At 70.5% G+C, this 16,522-nt stretch carries 18 protein-coding genes; 13 read left to right on the forward strand and 5 right to left on the reverse strand.

The window, feature by feature from the left end; translation table 11 throughout:
* The first annotated feature begins 70 nt into the window (after nucleotides 1–70).
* Nucleotides 71–1,183 (forward strand): nitronate monooxygenase family protein, encoded by a 1,113-nt coding sequence (locus GEV43_RS20630; RefSeq protein ID WP_160822068.1) that lies wholly within the window; start codon nucleotides 71–73, stop codon nucleotides 1,181–1,183.
* 62 nt (nucleotides 1,184–1,245) lie between these two features.
* Here the strand turns inward: GEV43_RS20630 and GEV43_RS53835 are convergent, their stop codons facing one another.
* Nucleotides 1,246–2,196: a hypothetical protein gene (locus GEV43_RS53835; protein WP_302930908.1), complete on the reverse strand. Its 951-nt coding sequence runs from the start codon at nucleotides 2,194–2,196 to the stop codon at nucleotides 1,246–1,248.
* On the opposite strand from GEV43_RS53835, the gene GEV43_RS20640 reads away from it, so the two are divergent.
* From GEV43_RS20640 to GEV43_RS20650, 3 genes are all read left to right on the forward strand, one after another.
* Nucleotides 2,195–2,902 carry an SDR family NAD(P)-dependent oxidoreductase gene (locus GEV43_RS20640; protein ID WP_160822069.1) on the forward strand — a complete coding sequence of 236 codons (708 nt, stop codon included), beginning with the start codon at nucleotides 2,195–2,197 and terminating at the stop codon, nucleotides 2,900–2,902. The two genes, GEV43_RS53835 and GEV43_RS20640, sit on opposite strands and share 2 nt — an antisense overlap.
* A gap of 275 nt (nucleotides 2,903–3,177) precedes the next feature.
* On the forward strand, nucleotides 3,178–4,632 hold the full coding sequence (locus tag GEV43_RS20645) for a hypothetical protein (protein WP_160822070.1): 1,455 nt from the start codon (nucleotides 3,178–3,180) through the stop codon (nucleotides 4,630–4,632).
* Between the two features lie 89 nt (nucleotides 4,633–4,721).
* A complete protein-coding gene (locus GEV43_RS20650) occupies nucleotides 4,722–5,093 on the forward strand; it encodes an SDR family oxidoreductase (RefSeq protein ID WP_160822071.1) in 372 nt (123 codons plus the stop codon).
* Between the two features lie 183 nt (nucleotides 5,094–5,276).
* On the opposite strand, the gene GEV43_RS20655 is transcribed toward GEV43_RS20650, so the two are convergent.
* The gene (locus tag GEV43_RS20655) at nucleotides 5,277–5,621 is read right to left on the reverse strand and encodes a hypothetical protein (RefSeq protein ID WP_160822072.1); all 345 of its coding nucleotides are present in this window, start codon (nucleotides 5,619–5,621) and stop codon (nucleotides 5,277–5,279) included.
* 56 nt (nucleotides 5,622–5,677) lie between these two features.
* Between GEV43_RS20655 and GEV43_RS20660 the strand changes: the two genes are divergently transcribed.
* Together GEV43_RS20660 and GEV43_RS20665 are read left to right on the forward strand one after the other, a co-directional pair.
* Nucleotides 5,678–6,211 carry a hypothetical protein gene (locus GEV43_RS20660; RefSeq protein ID WP_160822073.1) on the forward strand — a complete coding sequence of 178 codons (534 nt, stop codon included), beginning with the start codon at nucleotides 5,678–5,680 and terminating at the stop codon, nucleotides 6,209–6,211.
* A 210-nt stretch (nucleotides 6,212–6,421) separates the two neighbouring features.
* On the forward strand, nucleotides 6,422–6,937 hold the full coding sequence (locus GEV43_RS20665; protein ID WP_160822074.1) for a hypothetical protein: 516 nt from the start codon (nucleotides 6,422–6,424) through the stop codon (nucleotides 6,935–6,937).
* Between the two features lie 95 nt (nucleotides 6,938–7,032).
* On the opposite strand, the gene GEV43_RS20670 is transcribed toward GEV43_RS20665, so the two are convergent.
* Entirely contained in the window at nucleotides 7,033–7,383 is a 351-nt protein-coding gene (locus GEV43_RS20670; protein ID WP_160822075.1) for a hypothetical protein, read from the reverse strand.
* 124 nt (nucleotides 7,384–7,507) lie between these two features.
* Here GEV43_RS20670 and GEV43_RS20675 point away from each other — a divergent pair, with 124 nt between their 5' ends.
* Both GEV43_RS20675 and GEV43_RS20680 read left to right on the forward strand, forming a co-directional pair.
* Nucleotides 7,508–8,332 (forward strand): helix-turn-helix transcriptional regulator, encoded by an 825-nt coding sequence (locus tag GEV43_RS20675; protein ID WP_160822076.1) that lies wholly within the window; start codon nucleotides 7,508–7,510, stop codon nucleotides 8,330–8,332.
* Nucleotides 8,329–8,652, forward strand: a complete 324-nt coding sequence (locus GEV43_RS20680) for a DUF397 domain-containing protein (RefSeq protein WP_160822077.1) — start codon at nucleotides 8,329–8,331, stop codon at nucleotides 8,650–8,652. Before GEV43_RS20675 ends, GEV43_RS20680 begins: the two co-directional genes overlap by 4 nt.
* Here the strand turns inward: GEV43_RS20680 and GEV43_RS20685 are convergent.
* Nucleotides 8,630–9,130, reverse strand: coding sequence for a MarR family winged helix-turn-helix transcriptional regulator (locus tag GEV43_RS20685; protein ID WP_160822078.1), 501 nt, complete (start codon nucleotides 9,128–9,130; stop codon nucleotides 8,630–8,632). The two genes, GEV43_RS20680 and GEV43_RS20685, sit on opposite strands and share 23 nt — an antisense overlap.
* A gap of 83 nt (nucleotides 9,131–9,213) precedes the next feature.
* Between GEV43_RS20685 and GEV43_RS20690 the strand changes: the two genes are divergently transcribed.
* A complete protein-coding gene (locus GEV43_RS20690; RefSeq protein WP_309239745.1) occupies nucleotides 9,214–10,830 on the forward strand; it encodes a DHA2 family efflux MFS transporter permease subunit in 1,617 nt (538 codons plus the stop codon).
* 4 nt (nucleotides 10,831–10,834) lie between these two features.
* On the opposite strand, the gene GEV43_RS20695 is transcribed toward GEV43_RS20690, so the two are convergent.
* Nucleotides 10,835–11,647: a crotonase/enoyl-CoA hydratase family protein gene (locus tag GEV43_RS20695; protein WP_160822079.1), complete on the reverse strand. Its 813-nt coding sequence runs from the start codon at nucleotides 11,645–11,647 to the stop codon at nucleotides 10,835–10,837.
* Between the two features lie 166 nt (nucleotides 11,648–11,813).
* On the opposite strand from GEV43_RS20695, the gene GEV43_RS20700 reads away from it, so the two are divergent.
* The 4 genes from GEV43_RS20700 to GEV43_RS20715 are packed head-to-tail and all read left to right on the forward strand — an operon-like array spanning nucleotide 11,814 to nucleotide 16,513.
* Entirely contained in the window at nucleotides 11,814–13,379 is a 1,566-nt protein-coding gene (locus tag GEV43_RS20700) for an acyl-CoA synthetase (RefSeq protein WP_160822080.1), read from the forward strand.
* Nucleotides 13,369–14,322 (forward strand): OB-fold domain-containing protein, encoded by a 954-nt coding sequence (locus GEV43_RS20705; RefSeq protein ID WP_309239746.1) that lies wholly within the window; start codon nucleotides 13,369–13,371, stop codon nucleotides 14,320–14,322. Before GEV43_RS20700 ends, GEV43_RS20705 begins: the two co-directional genes overlap by 11 nt.
* Nucleotides 14,319–15,356 (forward strand): thiolase domain-containing protein, encoded by a 1,038-nt coding sequence (locus tag GEV43_RS20710; protein WP_160822081.1) that lies wholly within the window; start codon nucleotides 14,319–14,321, stop codon nucleotides 15,354–15,356. The genes GEV43_RS20705 and GEV43_RS20710 overlap by 4 nt, the downstream gene beginning before the upstream one ends.
* Entirely contained in the window at nucleotides 15,356–16,513 is a 1,158-nt protein-coding gene (locus GEV43_RS20715; RefSeq protein ID WP_160822082.1) for a thiolase domain-containing protein, read from the forward strand. The genes GEV43_RS20710 and GEV43_RS20715 overlap by 1 nt, the downstream gene beginning before the upstream one ends.
* The last annotated feature ends 9 nt before the right edge of the window (nucleotides 16,514–16,522 follow it).

Here is a 16,522-nt window from a genome sequence, read left to right on the forward strand (position 1 = left end):
CCGTCCTGGGGAGAAAAAGCAGAACTAGAACCTGTTGCAGTTTGGCCGTCGCGGGCCTAGGGTCGGGGCTGTGCGGACACGAGTCACCGAACTATTCGGCATCGAGTACCCGATCTTCGCGTTCAGTCACTGCCGCGACGTGGTCGCGGCGGTGAGCCGCGCCGGCGGCATGGGCGTCCTCGGCGCCCTGTACTTCACCCCCGAGGAGCTCGAACTGGAGCTCAAGTGGATCGACGAGCACGTCGGCGGCAAGCCGTACGGCGTGGACGTGGTGATGCCCGCCAAGTACGAGGGCGCCGACCTCGGTGACGCCACCGAGATGCTCTCCAAGCTCCAGGGCATGATCCCCGACCGGCACAAGCGGTTCGTCGAGGACCTGCTGGCCGAGCACGGAGTGGAGCCGCTCTCCGAGGAGGGCGCGGGCAAGGCCCTGCTCGGCTGGACGGACGCCACGGCCCGCCCCCAGGTGGAGGTGGCGCTCAAGCACCCCATCGCCCTGCTCGCCAACGCCCTCGGCCCGCCCCCCGCGGACGTCGTCGTCCAGGCGCACGAGCACGGCGTCAAGGTCGCGGGCCTCGCCTCCAACGCCCGGCACGCCCGCAAGCAGGTCGAGGTCGGCGTGGACATCATCGTCGCGCAGGGCACCGAGGCCGGGGGCCACACCGGCGACGTGTCCACGATGGTGCTGATCCCCGAGGTGGTGGACGCGGTCGGCGAGGAGACCATGGTCCTCGCCGCGGGCGGCATCGGCCGCGGCCGGCAGATGGCCGCGGGCATGGCCCTCGGCGCGGACGGCGTCTGGACCGGCTCGATCTGGCTCACCGTGGACGAGGCCGACACCCCCGAGAAGGCCCGCGGCAAGCTGCTGGACGCCACGTCCCGCGACACGGTCCGCTCCCGCTCGTGGACGGGCAAGCCCGCCCGGCTCCTCAAGACCCCGTGGACCGACGCGTGGGAGAGCGAGAAGTCGCCGGGCACCCTGCCGATGCCGATGCAGTTCATGCTGATCTCCGACGCCCTGCGCCGCATCGGCCGCTCCGGCGACGGCGAGCTGGCCACGTTCCCCGTGGGCCAGATCGTCGGCTCCATGAACCAGGTCAAGCCGGCGGCCCAGGTCGTCTACGACCTCATCGAGGAGTACGTCGAGTCGCTGGAACGCCTCAACACCCTCACCGAGGACTGACCGCGGCGGGCGGGGCGCGCGGCGGCGCGCCCCGCTCTCGCCTTTCCGCGTGAACGCGCCGGTCAGGCGTGCCGTTCCGCGAGCGTCTGGGTGCCGAGGACGGCGAGCAGCGCGATCCGTTCGGCGTCGCGCGTGCCGGGCTCGGCGGAGTAGACGATCAGCCGCAGGTCGCCGTCCGCGGCGCTGAGGACGTCGCAGTCGAGCGTCAGAGCCCCGATCCGCGGGTGGTCGATGGTCTTGCGGGCCGCCACGTGCCGGCCGACGGCCCCGGAGTCCCACAGCTCGGCGAACCGGTCGCTGCCCGCGCGCAGCTCCGCGACCAGGCGCCGCAGCCGCACGTCCGCCGGGTACCGGCCGACGGTCGCGCGGAGGTCGGCGGTGAGCGTGGCCTCGAAAGCGCGCCGTTCCGCAGGGGTGTGACGGACGCGGCCCGGCGGGCCGAGGAAGTTGCGCCACACCGCGTTGCGCTCGTTGCCGCGCGCGGCGGACTGGTCGCCCATCAGGGCCGAGTACAGCGGGTTGGCCAGCAGCAGCGTCCACGCCGCGTCGAAGACCGCGACGGGCGTCCCGGTGAGCCTGTCCAGCATCCGCTGAACGCCCGGGGTGATGTGGGCGGGCACCGTGCCCCGTCCGGGCGGCGCGAGCCCGGCGAGGCGGAACAGATGCTCGCGTTCGGGCGCCGAGAGCCGCAGCGCCCGGACGAGCGCCTCGACGACCTGCTCCGAGGGTGGGCCGCCCGGCCCTGTTCGAGGCGGGTGACGTAGTCGACGGAGATCCCGGCCAGCATGGCCAGCTCCTCCCGGCGCAGCCCGGCCGCGCGCCTGGCCCCGCCGGCGGGCAGCCCGGCGGCCTCCGGCGCGACGCGGTCGCGCCAGCGCCGCACCGCCCGCCCGAACTCCGTGGTCGCCATACCTCCACTGTGCCCGCTCCGGCGGCGTTCTGCCTGGTACCGGCGGTCCCAGGAAGACCGGACGGCTGGCAGACCGCCCTCCCCGGCCGCAACCTGGGGACATGACCACCACATTGATCACAGGAGCGAACAAGGGTCTCGGCTTCGAGACCGCCCGCCGGCTCGTCGCCGCGGGCCACACCGTCTACCTCGGCAGCCGGGACCCGGAGCGGGGACGGCGCGCCGCCGAGGCGATCGGGGCGCGCCCGGTCGTCCTCGACGTCACCGACGACGCGTCCGTCGAGGCCGCCGCGAAGGCCGTCGAGGCGGACGGCGGCCTCGACGTGCTGGTCAACAACGCCGGCATGGAAGGCCGCGCCCCGGACGGCGGCGTGATCGGCGCGGCGGACGCGACCGCCGACACGCTGCGCCAGGTGTTCGAGACCAACGCCTTCGGCGTGGTGCGCGTCACCCACGCGTTCCTGCCGCTGCTGGAGCGGTCGGCCGCCCCGGTCGTGGTGAACGTGAGCAGCGCCCTCGGCTCGCTCGCCCTCGTCACCGCCCCCGGCACCCCGCCGCACGGCTACCCGGGCATCGCCTACCCGGCGTCGAAGACCGCCGTCAACATGATCACCGTGCAGTACGCCAAGGCGTTCCCGGCCATGCGGATCAACTGCGTCGAGCCCGGCTTCACCGCGACCGACCTGAACGGCCGCACCGGCACGCAGACGGTCGAGGAGGGCGCCGAGATCATCGTCCGCATGGCCCGGATCGGCCCGGACGGCCCCACCGGCGGCTACTTCGACATCTCAGGCTCCCTGCCCTGGTGAACCCGTCCCCGTAACGGTCCCCTGCCCGAGCGTCATCGTGTCGCGAATATCGCCGGGCAGGGGTCGGACGGCGGATTGTCATAATCCCGTCCACGACATTTTGGCACGTTTGGTTTTGTGCACAGCGCGGCGCGATAACCGTCCGAAAATAAAGGCGGGCGGGCTCTATGGATAAACGAGAACGCTGTGACATATTCGTCGGGTTCCAACCGTGATCCCGGTCGCGCCCACCCCCCGCCCACCGGCGCGGCCGGGAGTTCCCGCGAGGAGAGCCCATGAAACGGCACCCGAAGGTGCTGGCCCGGGTCTGGCTGTCGGCGCTGGTCGCCGGCGGCGCGCTGACCGCCGTCACGGCCCTTCCGGCCGAGGCGGCCGGGCCGTCCGCCGCCGCGGTCCCCGCCGCCGACCCGGCGAGGGCGGCCGAGACGCCCGCTCCCACGCTCGACGACTACTACATGCGCCAGGCCAACAACCTGGAGGACCTGACCGCGCGGGTGAAGGAGCTGGACGCGCAGCTCCCCAAGCTCGGCGTGAAGAACATCCTGGCCCAGGCGCCCCGCAAGGGCACCACCGCCGACGGCAAGGCGTGCAACGGCAAGGCCCTCGACGGCACCAGCACCCAGCGGCCCGACATCGACTTCAGCTTCTGCTGGGACTCCCCGGACTCGGCGGCCTCCGGCAACTACGAGTGGACGCCGCAGGGCGTGACCACGGTGGCCGACGCGCAGGCCGACAAGGAGTGGAACGGCACCAAGCCGTTCATCGCGAGCTGGTACAACTGCGAGCACAAGAACGGTGCCGAGGACTGCACGGACAACAAGAAGGGCGCCCGGATCTCGTTCGTTGACCCGAACACCGGGAAGTACGCGCACGTGCTCCTGGCGTACCCGTTCAAGAACGACTCGGGTAACGCCACCTATATGAGCCTGCGCACCCAGCAGAACGCCGAGGGCAAGTCGCTGCACGTGGGCGGCATGGCCTGGTACGGCAACTACCTGTACGTCGCCGACACGGGCCGCGGGCTGCGCGTGTTCGACATGCGCTACATCTTCGACCTGAAGTCCGCCGGAGATAAGGGCAACACCACGGACAAAAAGCAGATCGGCCGCCAGGACGGGATCTTCTACGGCCACGGCTACCGCTATGTGATGCCCGAGGTCGGCGCGTTCACCAACAACGCGCCCCGTCCGGGCACCGAGAAGGAGCGCTGCAAGAACACCGGCTCCCCGACGACCTCGTACGTCTCGCTCGACCGCAGCGGCACCGACCATCTGATCACCGGCGAGTGGTGCGGTGGCCAGACGCCCCCCGACGGGCACACCGGCGGGCGCGTCGCCGCCTGGGAGATGGACGGCGACACCGGCAAGCCCAAGCTCAACGCCACGTGCCAGTCGAACCTGCCGGGGCACCCGATGATCCCGTGCATGCACGCCGACGCCGCGTACGCGATCCCCGAGGGCGTCGGCAACATCCAGGGCGCGGCCCGCTACGACGGCACCTGGTACCTCAGCCAGAGCCGCGGGTCCAGCGAGGCCGGGGCGCTTCTCACCGCCGTCCCGCCGCCGGAAGGCGCGACCGGCGTCCTGAGGACCGTTGCTCCGGGGCACTACGCCGGCATCGGCCCTGAGGACCTGTCGTACTGGCCCGGCTCCGACGCGAACCGCAGCGGCCTGTGGACGCTGACCGAGCACTGGGGCAAGCGCATGGTCTACGTCACGCCCAAGCCGTAACGAGGCGCGGCCCCGCCCGGTCCCCCGGGCGGGGCCGTTCGCCCTTATGACCAGGCCGTCAACGTCCGACGGCTGCCTAACATGGCCGAATGGACGTATCGAGCCTTAACGCGTCGTGGACGCTGCACCGCGGCCTCGCCGGGGCCGCCGTCTACGCGGCCAGCAAGGCCGCCGTGCACAATCTCGCCCGCACGCTCGGAACCGACCTCGCCCAGCGCGGCATCCGCGTCAACTCCGTCAGCCCCGGCTACATCGAGACCGAGATGTACCGGAACGCGATCGACCCCGACGCGGAACCCCGCATCACCGCGGAAGTGCCGCTCGGCTCGCTCGGCCACCCGGACGACGTCGCCGCCGCCGTCGCCTTCCTGGCCTCGGACGACGCGTCGTACATCACCGGCCAGGACCTCGGCATCGACGGCGGCCTCGTCCGCGCCGCCCCCGCCGCCCTCCAATCCTGACGAACGGCCCAGCCACACCGGACTAGTCACCACGTCCGCCGCAAACCCCTACTCCGCCCAGAGAAACCGCCCCGAATTTCTCCCCCGCCCAGAGAAACCCGCAAAACACGATGCCCACCCGCGAACACGCCTCTCGAACCATTCGATGACCAGCTGAATCCAAAATCCCCGAACGCGCTCGATTCACTGCCTAACGTCATCGCCATGGTCAGCCAGCAACACCAGATACTGACGCACCTCTTCCTCGACCAGCCCGAACTGGCCGACGACGTTCTCGCGGAAGTGCTCAACGTGTCCATACCGAAGTACGACGAGGCATGCAGGGAGGCAACGGACTACACCCAGTTCAAGTCGGACGACTACCACGCCGACGCGGTCCTCGCCTACAAGAGACGCCGAATGGAGGGCCCTCAGCAGAACGTGACCGCCGTAGTGGTCGAGGTCCAGCGCGGCCAGGACGCCGACAAGCGGTGGACCTGGCCCCTCTACCTGGCCAACGCCCGTGCGCGGATGAAGTGCCCCGTCCACCTCCTCGTCATCGCCCCGACAAGAACGTCGCACGCTGGTGCGCCAAGCCCATCCCCATGGGACACCCGGACTTCGTCCTCCACCCCCTCGTCGCCGGCCCCGAACGGGTACCCAAGATCACCGACCCCGCCAAGGCGGCGGCCAACCTGGGAATGGCGGTCCTTTCCGTCATCACCCACGCCACCGACCCGAGGGCGTCAGATATCCTGAACGCCCTGCTCACGGCCGTCCAAGACGGCGGCTCCAGCACCGTCGGCAAGTACGCCGACCTGATCAGAACCAGCCTGCCCGTCAAACTCTGGTCCCACCTGGAGGAGCACATGCAACCCCAGCACACCGAGTTCCTCAGCGACTACACCCGCAGCAAAAAGGCCGAAGGTAAGGCCGAGGGCCGTGCCGAGGGCCGTGCCGAGGGCGAGGCACAAACGATTCTCAAGGTGCTGAGGACTCGGGGGCTTGACGTGCCCGAGGACGTCCGCGCAGAGATCAGCGAGTGCCGGGACGATGAAGTCCTGGACGCCTGGGTCGTCAGCGCGTCGACGGCGGAGTCGGTCGAAGAGTTGCTCGAACGGCGGGCTCACAGGAAGTGACCGCCTGATCGGCGAAGCCGGTCGTCGATCGCGATGAGCCGCAGCCCGGGGCGTCCCGGGAGCCCTCGGGCTGCGGTCTCGCGATGTCTCTACAGGCGTCTCGTATCCCTGCGGCGTGAACGGGCGGGTGCCACGCTTCTTCGGTCGGTGCCGTGGCCGTAGTGCCGTGAACGCTCGGAGGAGCCCATGTCGCGTTCAAACTCCCGTGATGTGTACACGGAGCTGGAGGATGCGAAGGCCGGCGCCAGACTGGAAATGGTGCTGGTCGTCCTCGAAGCCCGGGATCTGAGACTGCCCCGTCGCGCCGTTCAGGACCTCGCCGAGTGCGCGGATCGGGACGATCTGCGTCAGTGGGCGCGAGCGGCAGCGACGGCGAACTCGACGGAAGAACTGCTGTCCAAGCGTCCGGGAGGCCCGTGCGGCAGATCCGGCATGAACTTATTCGAGCGGAACCATCAGTACCTTCAGGTGCGGGAACGCCGACTCGGCGGGGACATCCACGCCCGAATCTTCGCCAACAATCATTGCGAGGAGCTCGCCAGCGTAGTCGCCAAGGAGATGGCCAAAGGAATTCTGCGACGCCTGGCCGCTCGTCAGCTTGAAGTGCCTGATCACATCCGCTCGGCGATCGAGGGCTGCCAGGACCTGTACACACTCGACGCCTGGACCGAGGTAGCCGCGACGGCGCCGACGGCAGAGGCGGTCGTGGTGGTTTCGCCGGGGTGATGGGAGTGGGGCCGGGCCCCGGGGGGCTCCCCTCGGGGACGCCTCTTCGGGGGCGACTTCGGAGGCGGCCCGGTCGTTCCCCGGGGCCCGGCGGATCAGGGGTTGAGAAGCGTCGGGGCGAGGATCTCGGCCGCCTCGCGGGCGTGGGCGGGTTCGGTGACGTTCTCGGCGTCGGCGAACGTGCGGTTGCCGGGGTGGTGGCGGAATTCCCAGCGGCCCGTGGTCTTGGACCGCTCGCAGACGACGAGCAGCGTCTGGCTCATCATGTCCGGGTTCCAGCAGCGAAGGAGGGTGGGCTTGAGGACGTACTCCGCGAGGCGTGCACGGAGCCCGAGATCGTCCAGCGCGCCGGCCAGGGCCAGGAGCCGTACGCGGCGAGCCAGCCGCGCCTCCTCCTGCGGCGAGTCGGGGACGCGGGCGCTGATTCGGGACGTGCTGCGGGTCATCGCGGGGACTCCTGTGTGATCGTCTCGTTGCTTTCCGTGAACACCCTCAACTGTGAACGCGCTGGTCCCGGGTCCGGAAGTACGCCGACGGATACCGGTTCCCCGTAGATGTAAGGAGCCGACGATGCCTCCCAAGAGCCAGGACGATTCCCGTGATTTCGACCCCCGTTCGAGCGCGTTCTCGCTCTTCGCGCACAAGATGCGGCGCTACCGCGAGCGGGACCGGCTCAGCCAGGCGCAGGTGGGCGCCGCCTGCAACGTCTCCGGCAAGCTCATCTCCGCCATCGAGAACCTTTGGCGTCTCCCCGGCCTGGACGTGAGCGTGAAGCTCGACCGCCTCTTCGGCTCCGACTTCTTCGAGGACCAGTACTACGCCATTCTCAGGGAATCCGAGCTCACACCAAATTTCCGTGGCTACGCCAAACAGGAGGACCAAGCCGCGTCAGTGCATGTCTACGAGCCGCTCATGGTGCCAGGTTTGTTCCAAACGAAGGCTTACTTGCGCGAGGCCCTCAAGGCGGGACAGCGGGAAGAACAGCTTCAAGAGATGGTCGCGGTCCGCCTAGGAAGGCAGGACATTCTGGAGCGGGACGAGCCACCGTTCATCGTTGCTCTGATCAGAGAGGCCGTGCTGCGTGAAATCGTGGGTGGTGTAGAGGTGACCAGAGAGCAGCTCGAACATCTCATCGAGCTTGGACGGCGCCCGAAGGTCAAGATCCAGGCGGTTCCCGTGGGCGCTCCCGTCTACGTCTCCGGGCCCTTCGCCCTCCTCAGGTTCGCGGAAGGAGCGGATCTTGGGTACGTCGAGGCAGCGTTGGGGCAGGGGCGTGTGGTAGAGCGTCCAGCTATTGTCCAACGTATGGCAGTAAGGTTCGATGAGATTCAGAGCGAGGCTCTGTCCGCGCCCGAGTCCGAGCGGCTGATCCGATCGATAATGGAGGAGCTGTGAACCACTTCACCCCCCAATGGCGGAAGTCCAGCTACTCGGGGCAGGAAGGTAGCAGCGACTGCGTCCAGCTTGCTGCGCTGTGGCGGAAGTCCAGTTACTCCGGCGAAGAAGGCAGCAGCACGTGTGTCGAAGTGGCTGCGTTGTGGCGGAAGTCGAGTCGGTCCGGGTCTGAGGGCAGCAGTACGTGCGTCGAGGTTGCGGAGTTGGCGGGTGTGGTGGGGGTTCGGGATTCCAAGGACCCTGACGGTGGGCATCTGCATGTGACCGCGGCCGGGTTTGCGGAGTTGGTGGGGCGGATCAAGGGCGGGGAGCTGGGGTAGGCGGGTCCGGCTCGGAGAGCTGTTCGTTCAGGCTGGCGTTCAGGTCGGCGAGGAACGACTCGTAGCGCTGGAGCAGTTCGGGCGGGTAGTCCGCGAGCATGGCGTCCAGGCGGGCGGACAGGGGCGTGAAGAACTCGGCGCCCAGTTTCTGCGTGCCCGGGCTGCTGTGCAGGGTGATGATGCGGCGGTCGGCGTGCTCGCGGGTGCGGACGATGTGGCCCGCCTGTTCGAGGCGGTTCAGCAGGGCGGTCGTGGCGCCCGATGAGAGCGAGATGCGCTCGCTGAGCCTGGCGGGGGAGAGCGGCGCGCCGCGCTCCTCCGCGTAGAAGATCTCCACGAGGGCGACGGCGTCGGTGGAGTGCACGCCGAGCCAGGCGGCGAAGCGGCGGCCGAACTCGTTGTAGGTGCCGCCGAAGGCCCTGAGGCCGTCCATCAGCCGTATGCGCTGCGTCGCGATGTCGCGTGGCTCTTCCTTCATGGGCCCTCCCTCCGTTCGGCTTTGACAACCTACCGGTCGCTAACTACCTTCATCGTGAAGTTACTTTATGGTGGAGGTATCTCGTGGGCAGTGAGTCGGTCCGGCGGTGGCTGGGGCTGATCGCCATCGCGCTCGGCGTCGCGCTGATCGTGGTGGACACCACGATCGTGAACGTGATCATTCCCTCGATCATCGAGGGGCTGGACGTGACGTCGGCGCAGGGGCAGTGGATCCAGGAGTCGTACGCGATCGTGTTCGCGGCGCTGCTGCTGGTCGTCGGCCGGTGCTCCGACATGCTCGGGGCGCGGCGGGTGTTCGTCGCGGGGGTGGTGGTGTTCGGGGCGACGAGCGTGCTGGCGGGGGTCGCGCCGGGCGGCGGGCTGCTCGTTCTCGCGCGGTTCCTCCAGGGGGCGGGGGCGGCGATGATCCTGCCGACCTCGCTGGCGCTGCTGAACGCCACGTTCACCGGCAAGGCGCGGGGGCAGGCGTTCGCCGTGTGGGGTTCGACGATCGGCGCCGCCGCCGCGCTCGGGCCGCTGCTCGGCGGGTGGCTGTCGGAGCACGCGTCGTGGCGCTGGGCGTTCGGCATCAACGTCCCGCTCGCGGTGCTGATCTGCGTCGGGGCGCTGGCGTTCCTGGCGCCGTCGCCCCGGGTGCGCGGACGCCTGGACGTCGTCGGGGCGCTGCTGTCGGTGGCCGGGCTCGGCCTGCTGGCGTTCGGGCTGATCGAGGGGCGGACGTACGGGTGGCTCATGACGGTCGAGCCGTTCGACGTGCCGGGCGCGGAGTGGACCGGCGGGCCGTCGCCGGTGCTGGTGGCGCTGGTGCTGGCCGTTCTGGCGCTGGCCGGGTTCGCGCTGCGGCAGCTCGCGCTGACACGGGGCGGCGACCCCGGGAAGGCGCTGATGGACGTGCGGCTGTTCTCCGTCGCGTCGTTCCGCAACGGGAACGTCGCCACGATGATCATCGGGGTGGGGGAGTTCGGGATCGTCGCGGTGCTGCCGCTGTGGCTCCAGTTCACGCTCGGCTACAGCGCGCTCCAGGCCGGGCTGGCGCTCGTCCCGGTCGCGATCGGGAGCTTCGTCGCGAGCGGCGCGAGCTTCGGGATGGCCGCGCGGGTGTCGCCGCTCGGCATCCTGCGCGCCGGGCTGGCGCTGGAGGCGGTGGGGCTGGCCGGGCTGTCGCTGGTCGCGGACGACGACAGCGCGTGGTGGACGATCTCGCTCGTGCTGTTCGTGTACGGCGTCGGCGTCGGGTTCGCGACGGCGCAGGTCACCAACGTGGTGCTCGCGGACGTGCCCGATCACAGCGCCGGGCAGGGATCCGGCATCCAGAGCGCGTTCCGGCAGCTCGGCTCCGCGCTCGGCATCGCCGTGCTGACCACGGTGTTCTTCACGTCGCTCGGCTCGGACCTGGAGGAACGGCTCGCGGCGTCCGGGCTCCCGGCGGAACGGTCGGAGCAGCTCGCGCGGGCCGTCACCGACAGCGCGGGCGCGGCGATCGCGCCGCTGGCCGCGCGGCCCGAGACGGCGGGCGCGGCCGAGGCGGCGCGGTCGGCGATGACCGGGGGCGTCGCCCTCGGCGGCTACATCGCCGCCGGGTTCGTCGTCCTCGGGCTCGTCGCGACCGCGCTCATCCCCGCCGGCCGACGCGCGGAAGCCGGGACGGAGGCGTCCGGCAAGGAGCCCGCCGTCCGGTGAGCCCCTACCTGCCCTTGTAGACGGCGGGGCGCTTCTCCTTGAACGCCTTCGAGCCCTCCTTGGCGTCCTCGGAGCCGATGACCGGCCAGCCGATCTCGTCGGAGATCTTGAGGGCCTCGGCCTCGGGCAGGCACTCGGTCTCGCGGTAGGTGCGCAGGATGCCCTGGACGGCGAGCGGGCCGCACTCGGCGATCTGGTCGGCGAGCTCCCGGGCGGCGGCGAGGGCCCGGCCGTCCGGGACGACCTTGTTGACCAGGCCCATGGCCAGGGCCTCGGAGGGGCTGACCGAACGGGCCGTCAGCAGGATGTCCATCGCGTTGGCGTAGCCGATCTGGCGGGGCAGCCGGATCGCGCAGCCGCCCATCGGGAACAGGCCGCGCTTCGCCTCGTACAGGCCGAGCGTGGCGCCCTCGGCGACGACGCGCAGGTCCGTTCCGACGAGCAGTTCGGTGCCTCCGGCGACGGCGTAGCCCTCGATCGCGCAGATGAGCGGCTTGGTCGGCCGCCCCTCGCGCAGCAGGCCCTTCCAGTGGAAGTCGGGGATCTTCGCCATCCGCTCCTGGACGGCGGGGTCCGAGGGCGGCGTGCCCATGGCCTTCAGGTCGGCGCCCGCGCAGAACTGGCCGTCCGCCCCGGTCAGGATCCCGACCCGGACCTCGGGCGTCTCGGACATGTACGTCCAGGCGTCGGCGAGGCCGACGAGCATCGCCGAGCTGAGCGCGTTGCGGGCCTCGGGGCGGTTCATCGTGACGATCACGACGTGGCCGTCGCGCTCGACGGTGCAGTGCTCGGTGCTGATCGGCAGGCGCTCGGCCATGCTTCCTCCAGGTCAGAGCCACGCTGTTAAGCAAAACAAGAACAGATTCTAGTAGGGACCGGGCCGTCCCAACAGGTCTTGCGCCTCAAAACGAGAACGTGATCTACTTTGGTGGCCGGGCGCCGCCGTGTGACGGTGCTCACCGTGATCACGCAAGGGAGATCCGATGGGGTCGTTGGGTTTTTGGCGGCTTGCGCAGGCCGATCCCGAGTGGATCGCCGCCGTCGATCCGGACGGGACCGAGTACGCGGCCGGGGACCTGCTGGCCCGCGCCAACCGCCTCGTCCACGGGCTGCGCGCCCTCGGCGTCCAGAAGGGCGACGGCGTCTGCGGGCTCGTCCCGAACGGCGTGGAGGGCCTGGTCCTCTACCTGGCCGCGCTCCAGGCCGGCTGGTACTACACGCCGATCAACTGGCACCTGACCGGGCCCGAGATCGGCTACATCGTGGCCGACAGCGAGGCCAAGGCGTTCTTCGTCCACGAGCGCTACGGCGCCGAGGGGGCCAAGGCCGCCGACGAGGCGGGGCTGGAGCCGCACCGGCGGTTCGCGTTCGGGACGGTCGAGGGCTTCCGCCCGTACGGCGAGCTGGTGGACGGTCGGCCGGACACCCTGCCGGACGACCGCAGCAACGGCGCCACCATGCACTACACGTCCGGGACGACGGGACGGCCGAAGGGCGTCAAGCGCGCGCTCGCCGGGATCGACCCCGACGACAGCGCCGAGCTGATGACGTTCCTGCTGTCGATGTTCGGGATCCAGCCGGGACGGCCCGCCGGGCGCGAGCCGCAGGCGCACCTGATCACCTCGCCGAACTACCACACCGCGGTCACCCAGTTCGGCGGCAGCGCCCTCCAGATGGGCCACACCGTCGTGTACGTCGACCGGTGGGACGCCGAGGACACGCTCCGGCTGATCCAGGACTACAAGATCACCAACACGCACATGGTGCCGACGCACTTCAAGCGGCTGCTCGCGCTGCCGGACGAGGTGAAGCGGCGGTACGACGTGTCGTCCATGAAGTGGGCGATCCACGCTGCGGCGCCGTGCCCGGTGCCGATCAAGCAGCGGATGCTCGACTGGTGGGGCGACTGCATCTGGGAGTACTACGCGGCCACCGAGGGCGGCGGGACGATCGCGAGCCCGCGGGACTGGCGCGCGCACCCCGGCACGGTCGGCAACGCGTGGCCGATCAGCGAGCTGCTCATCGTGGACGACGACGGCAACGAGGTCCCGGTCGGGACGCCCGGCACGATCTACATGAAGATGGCCGGGAGCTCGTTCGAGTACAAGGGCGACCAGGAGAAGACGCAGAAGAACCGGCTCAAGGACTTCTTCACCGTCGGCGACATCGGCTACCTGACGCCCGACGGCTTCCTGTTCCTGTCCGACCGCAAGTCGGACATGATCATCTCGGGCGGCGCGAACATCTACCCGGCCGAGATCGAGAACGAGATCACCCTGCATCCGAAGGTCGCCGACGTGGCGGTCTTCGGCATCCCCGACGAGGAGTGGGGCGAGCAGATCAAGGCGGTCGTGGAGCCCGCCGAGGGCGTCGCGCCCGGCCCGGAGCTGGCCGAGGAGATCCTCGCGTCCCTCAAGGGGCGGCTCGCCAAGATGAAGTGGCCGAAGACGGTGGACTTCATCGACACGATGCCGCGCGAGCCGAACGGCAAGCTCCTCAAGCGCAAGCTCCGCGACCCCTACTGGAAGGACCGCGAGAGTGCCATCTGAGACGACGTCGGACGCGGCCGTGGAGCCGAACCACGTCCTGGAGTTCCCGGGCGGGTACACGCGGTCGGTCGGGCCGGTCATCGGGCGGTTCCTGAGCGAGCTGCGCGACGGCCGCCTGGTCGGCGTGCGGACGCGGGACGGGCGCGTGCTCGTCCCGCCCACCGAGTACGACCCCGACACCGGCGAGGACGTGACGGACGAGTTCGTCCCCGTCGGCCCGGCGGGAACGGTGAAGACGTGGTCGTGGGTGGCGACGCCCGGGCGCAGGCACCCGTTCGACCGGCCGTTCGCGTGGGCGCTCGTCCAGCCGGACGGCGCCGACACCGCGCTGCTGCACGCCCTCGACCTCGGGGTCTTCGAGAACGGCGCGAAGCCGCCGAAGCTCCTCAAGACCGGGATGCGCGTGCGGCCGAAGTGGCGCGCGGAGCGCACCGGCGCGGTCGGCGACATCGAGTGCTTCCTCCCCGAGGTCACGATGATCAGCGCGCCGACGCGGCTGGAGTACCGGGTCAAGGGCGGCCGGGCGATGGAGCGGTTCCTGGAGGGGATCTCCGAGGGCCGCATCATCGGGCACAGGTGCGGCGTGTGCGGGCAGGTCATCGTCCCGATGAAGGGGCTGTGCCCGCGCGACGGCGTGCCGACCACCGAGGAGGTCGAGCTCCCCGACACCGGCACCGTCACCACGTTCGCCGTGAACAACCTGCCCGACCCGCGCGCGCCCGAGGTGCCGTTCGTGTCGGCCTACATCCTGCTGGACGGCGCCGGGCTGACGATGCTCGCGCTCGTCGCGGGCATCCCCGCCGACCAGGTCCGGATGGGCATGCGGGTCAAGGCCGCGTGGCGTCCGCGCGAGGAGTGGGGGGCGACCATGGCCAACATCAGGTGGTTCGAGCCGCTCGACGAGCCCGACGTCCCCTTCGACGAGATCAAGGACTATCTGTGAGCAGAGAGATCGCTGTGGTCTCGTTCGTGCAGACCGAGCACACGGGCGCGGACGCGGGGCTGTCGGAGACCGAGATGCTCGCGCCGCTGATCACCGAGATCAAGGAGCGGACCGGGCAGAAGCGGTTCGGGTTCACCTGCTCGGGCTCCAACGACTACCTGGCGGGCGCGCCGTTCTCGTTCGTGTCCGCGCTGGACGCCGTCGGGGCGTGGCCGCCGATCTCGGAGAGCCACGTCGAGATGGACGCGGCGTGGGCGCTGTACGAGGCGTGGGTCAAGCTGCTGCACGGCGAGATCGACACGGCCCTGGTGTACGGGTTCGGCAAGTCGTCGCAGGGCGTGCAGCGCGAGATCGCGACGGCGCAGCTCGACCCGTACCACCTGGCGCCGCTCGGCGTGGACCAGGTGTCGCTGGCCGCGCTCCAGGCCCGCGCCTACCTGGACCGCGCCGGGGTCAAGGAGGACGACCTGCGGGCCGTCGCGGCGCGGTCGCGGGCGGCCGGGCACGACAACCCGTACGCGCTGCACCTGGACGAGCCGGACGCGGGCGAGGAGTACGACGTCGCGCCGCTGCGCCCGTACGACATCGCGCCGATCACCGACGGCGCGGCGGCGATCGTCCTCGCGGCCGGGGACAAGGCCCGCGAGCTGTGCGAACGGCCCGCCTGGATCCGCGGCATCGACCACCGCAGCGACCCGCACTCGCCGGGCGCCCGCGACCTGTCGCGCTCGGAGTCGGCGCGGATCGCCGGGGAGAAGGCGGGCGCGGCGGGCGTCGAGGTCGCCGAGCTGCACGCGGCGTTCACGCACGAGGAGCTCATCCTGCGCGAGGCGCTCGGGATCGGCGAGGCGACCGCCGTGAACCCGTCCGGCGGGCCCCTGTCGGCCAACCCCGTGATGGCGACCGGCCTGATCCGCATCGGCGAGGCCGCGGCCCGCATCCACGACGGCACGGCGACGCGGGTCCTCGGGCACGCGACGGCCGGGCCGTGCCTCCAGCAGAACCTCGTCTGCGTCCTGTCGGGAGAGAAGTAATGGGAAACGCTTGCGCGATCGTCGGCGTGGGCCAGACGGCGTACAAGACCAAGCGGCTGGACGTGTCGATGGCCGGGCTGCTGCGCGAGGCGGCGCGGCGCGCGCTCGACGACGCGGGGCTGACCTGGAAGGACATCGACGCCGTCGTCATCGGCAAGGCGCCCGACCTGTTCGAGGGCGTGATGATGCCCGAGGCGTACCTCGCCGACGCGCTCGGCGCCGCCGGCAAGCCGATCATGCGGGTGCACACCGCGGGATCGGTCGGCGGCTCCACCGCGATCGTCGCGGCGAGCCTCGTCCAGGGCGGCGTGCACGACCGCGTCCTCACCATCGCGTGGGAGAAGCAGTCGGAGTCGAACGCCACGTGGGGCCTCACCGTGTCCGGGCCGTTCACCACCTCGCTCGTGGTCGGGGCGGGCGGCTACTTCGCGCCGCACATCCGCGCGTACATGCGCAGGTCCGGCGCGCCCGACCACATCGGCACGCTCGTCGCCGTCAAGGACCGGCAGAACGCGATCAAGAACCCGTACGCGCACCTGCGCATCCCCGGGATCTCCCGCGAGATGGTCGAGTCCACGCCGATGCTGTGGGAGCCGATCCGCTACCTGGAGACCTGCCCGTCGTCCGACGGCGCGTGCGCGATGGTGCTCGCGTCCGAGGACGCCGCGAAGAAGGCCCCGAACAAGCCCGCCTGGGTGCACGGCACCGCGATGCGCTCCGAGCCGATCTTCTTCGCGGGCCGCGACACCGTGAACCCGCAGGGCGGCAAGGACGCGGCGGCCGACGTGTACCGGCAGGCCGGCATCGCCGACCCGCGCCGCGAGCTCGACGTCGCCGAGGTGTACGTGCCGTTCTCCTGGTACGAGCCGATGTGGCTGGAGAACCTCGGGTTCTGCGGCGAGGGCGAGGGCTGGAAGCTCACCGAGTCGGGCGCGACCGCGATGGACGGCGACATCCCGTGGAACGCCTCCGGCGGAGTCCTGTCGTCCAACCCGATCGGCGCGTCCGGGATGATCCGCTTCGCCGAGGCGGCGCTCCAGGTGCGCGGCCTCGCGGGCGACCACCAGGTGGACGGGGCGCGGCGCGCGCTCGGCCACGCGTACGGCGGCGGCGCCCAGTTCTTCGCGATGTGGGTCGTCGGCAGCGACAAGCCCTGACCCCCCGCC

Source organism: Actinomadura sp. J1-007 (genome assembly GCF_009793335.1).
Lineage (GTDB): Bacteria > Actinomycetota > Actinomycetes > Streptosporangiales > Streptosporangiaceae > Spirillospora > Spirillospora yumaensis.

Coding starts and splice junctions, on each gene's coding strand:
- GEV43_RS20640 (WP_160822069.1), top strand. CDS start 2,195: ATGACCACCACATTGATCACAGGAGCGAACAAGGGTCTCGGCTTCGAG.
- GEV43_RS53835 (WP_302930908.1), bottom strand. CDS start 2,196: ATGTCCCCAGGTTGCGGCCGGGGAGGGCGGTCTGCCAGCCGTCCGGTC.
- GEV43_RS20645 (WP_160822070.1), top strand. CDS start 3,178: ATGAAACGGCACCCGAAGGTGCTGGCCCGGGTCTGGCTGTCGGCGCTG.
- GEV43_RS20650 (WP_160822071.1), top strand. CDS start 4,722: ATGGACGTATCGAGCCTTAACGCGTCGTGGACGCTGCACCGCGGCCTC.
- GEV43_RS20660 (WP_160822073.1), top strand. CDS start 5,678: ATGGGACACCCGGACTTCGTCCTCCACCCCCTCGTCGCCGGCCCCGAA.
- GEV43_RS20670 (WP_160822075.1), bottom strand. CDS start 7,383: ATGACCCGCAGCACGTCCCGAATCAGCGCCCGCGTCCCCGACTCGCCG.
- GEV43_RS20675 (WP_160822076.1), top strand. CDS start 7,508: ATGCCTCCCAAGAGCCAGGACGATTCCCGTGATTTCGACCCCCGTTCG.
- GEV43_RS20685 (WP_160822078.1), bottom strand. CDS start 9,130: ATGAAGGAAGAGCCACGCGACATCGCGACGCAGCGCATACGGCTGATG.
- GEV43_RS20695 (WP_160822079.1), bottom strand. CDS start 11,647: ATGGCCGAGCGCCTGCCGATCAGCACCGAGCACTGCACCGTCGAGCGC.
- GEV43_RS20700 (WP_160822080.1), top strand. CDS start 11,814: ATGGGGTCGTTGGGTTTTTGGCGGCTTGCGCAGGCCGATCCCGAGTGG.
- GEV43_RS20715 (WP_160822082.1), top strand. CDS start 15,356: ATGGGAAACGCTTGCGCGATCGTCGGCGTGGGCCAGACGGCGTACAAG.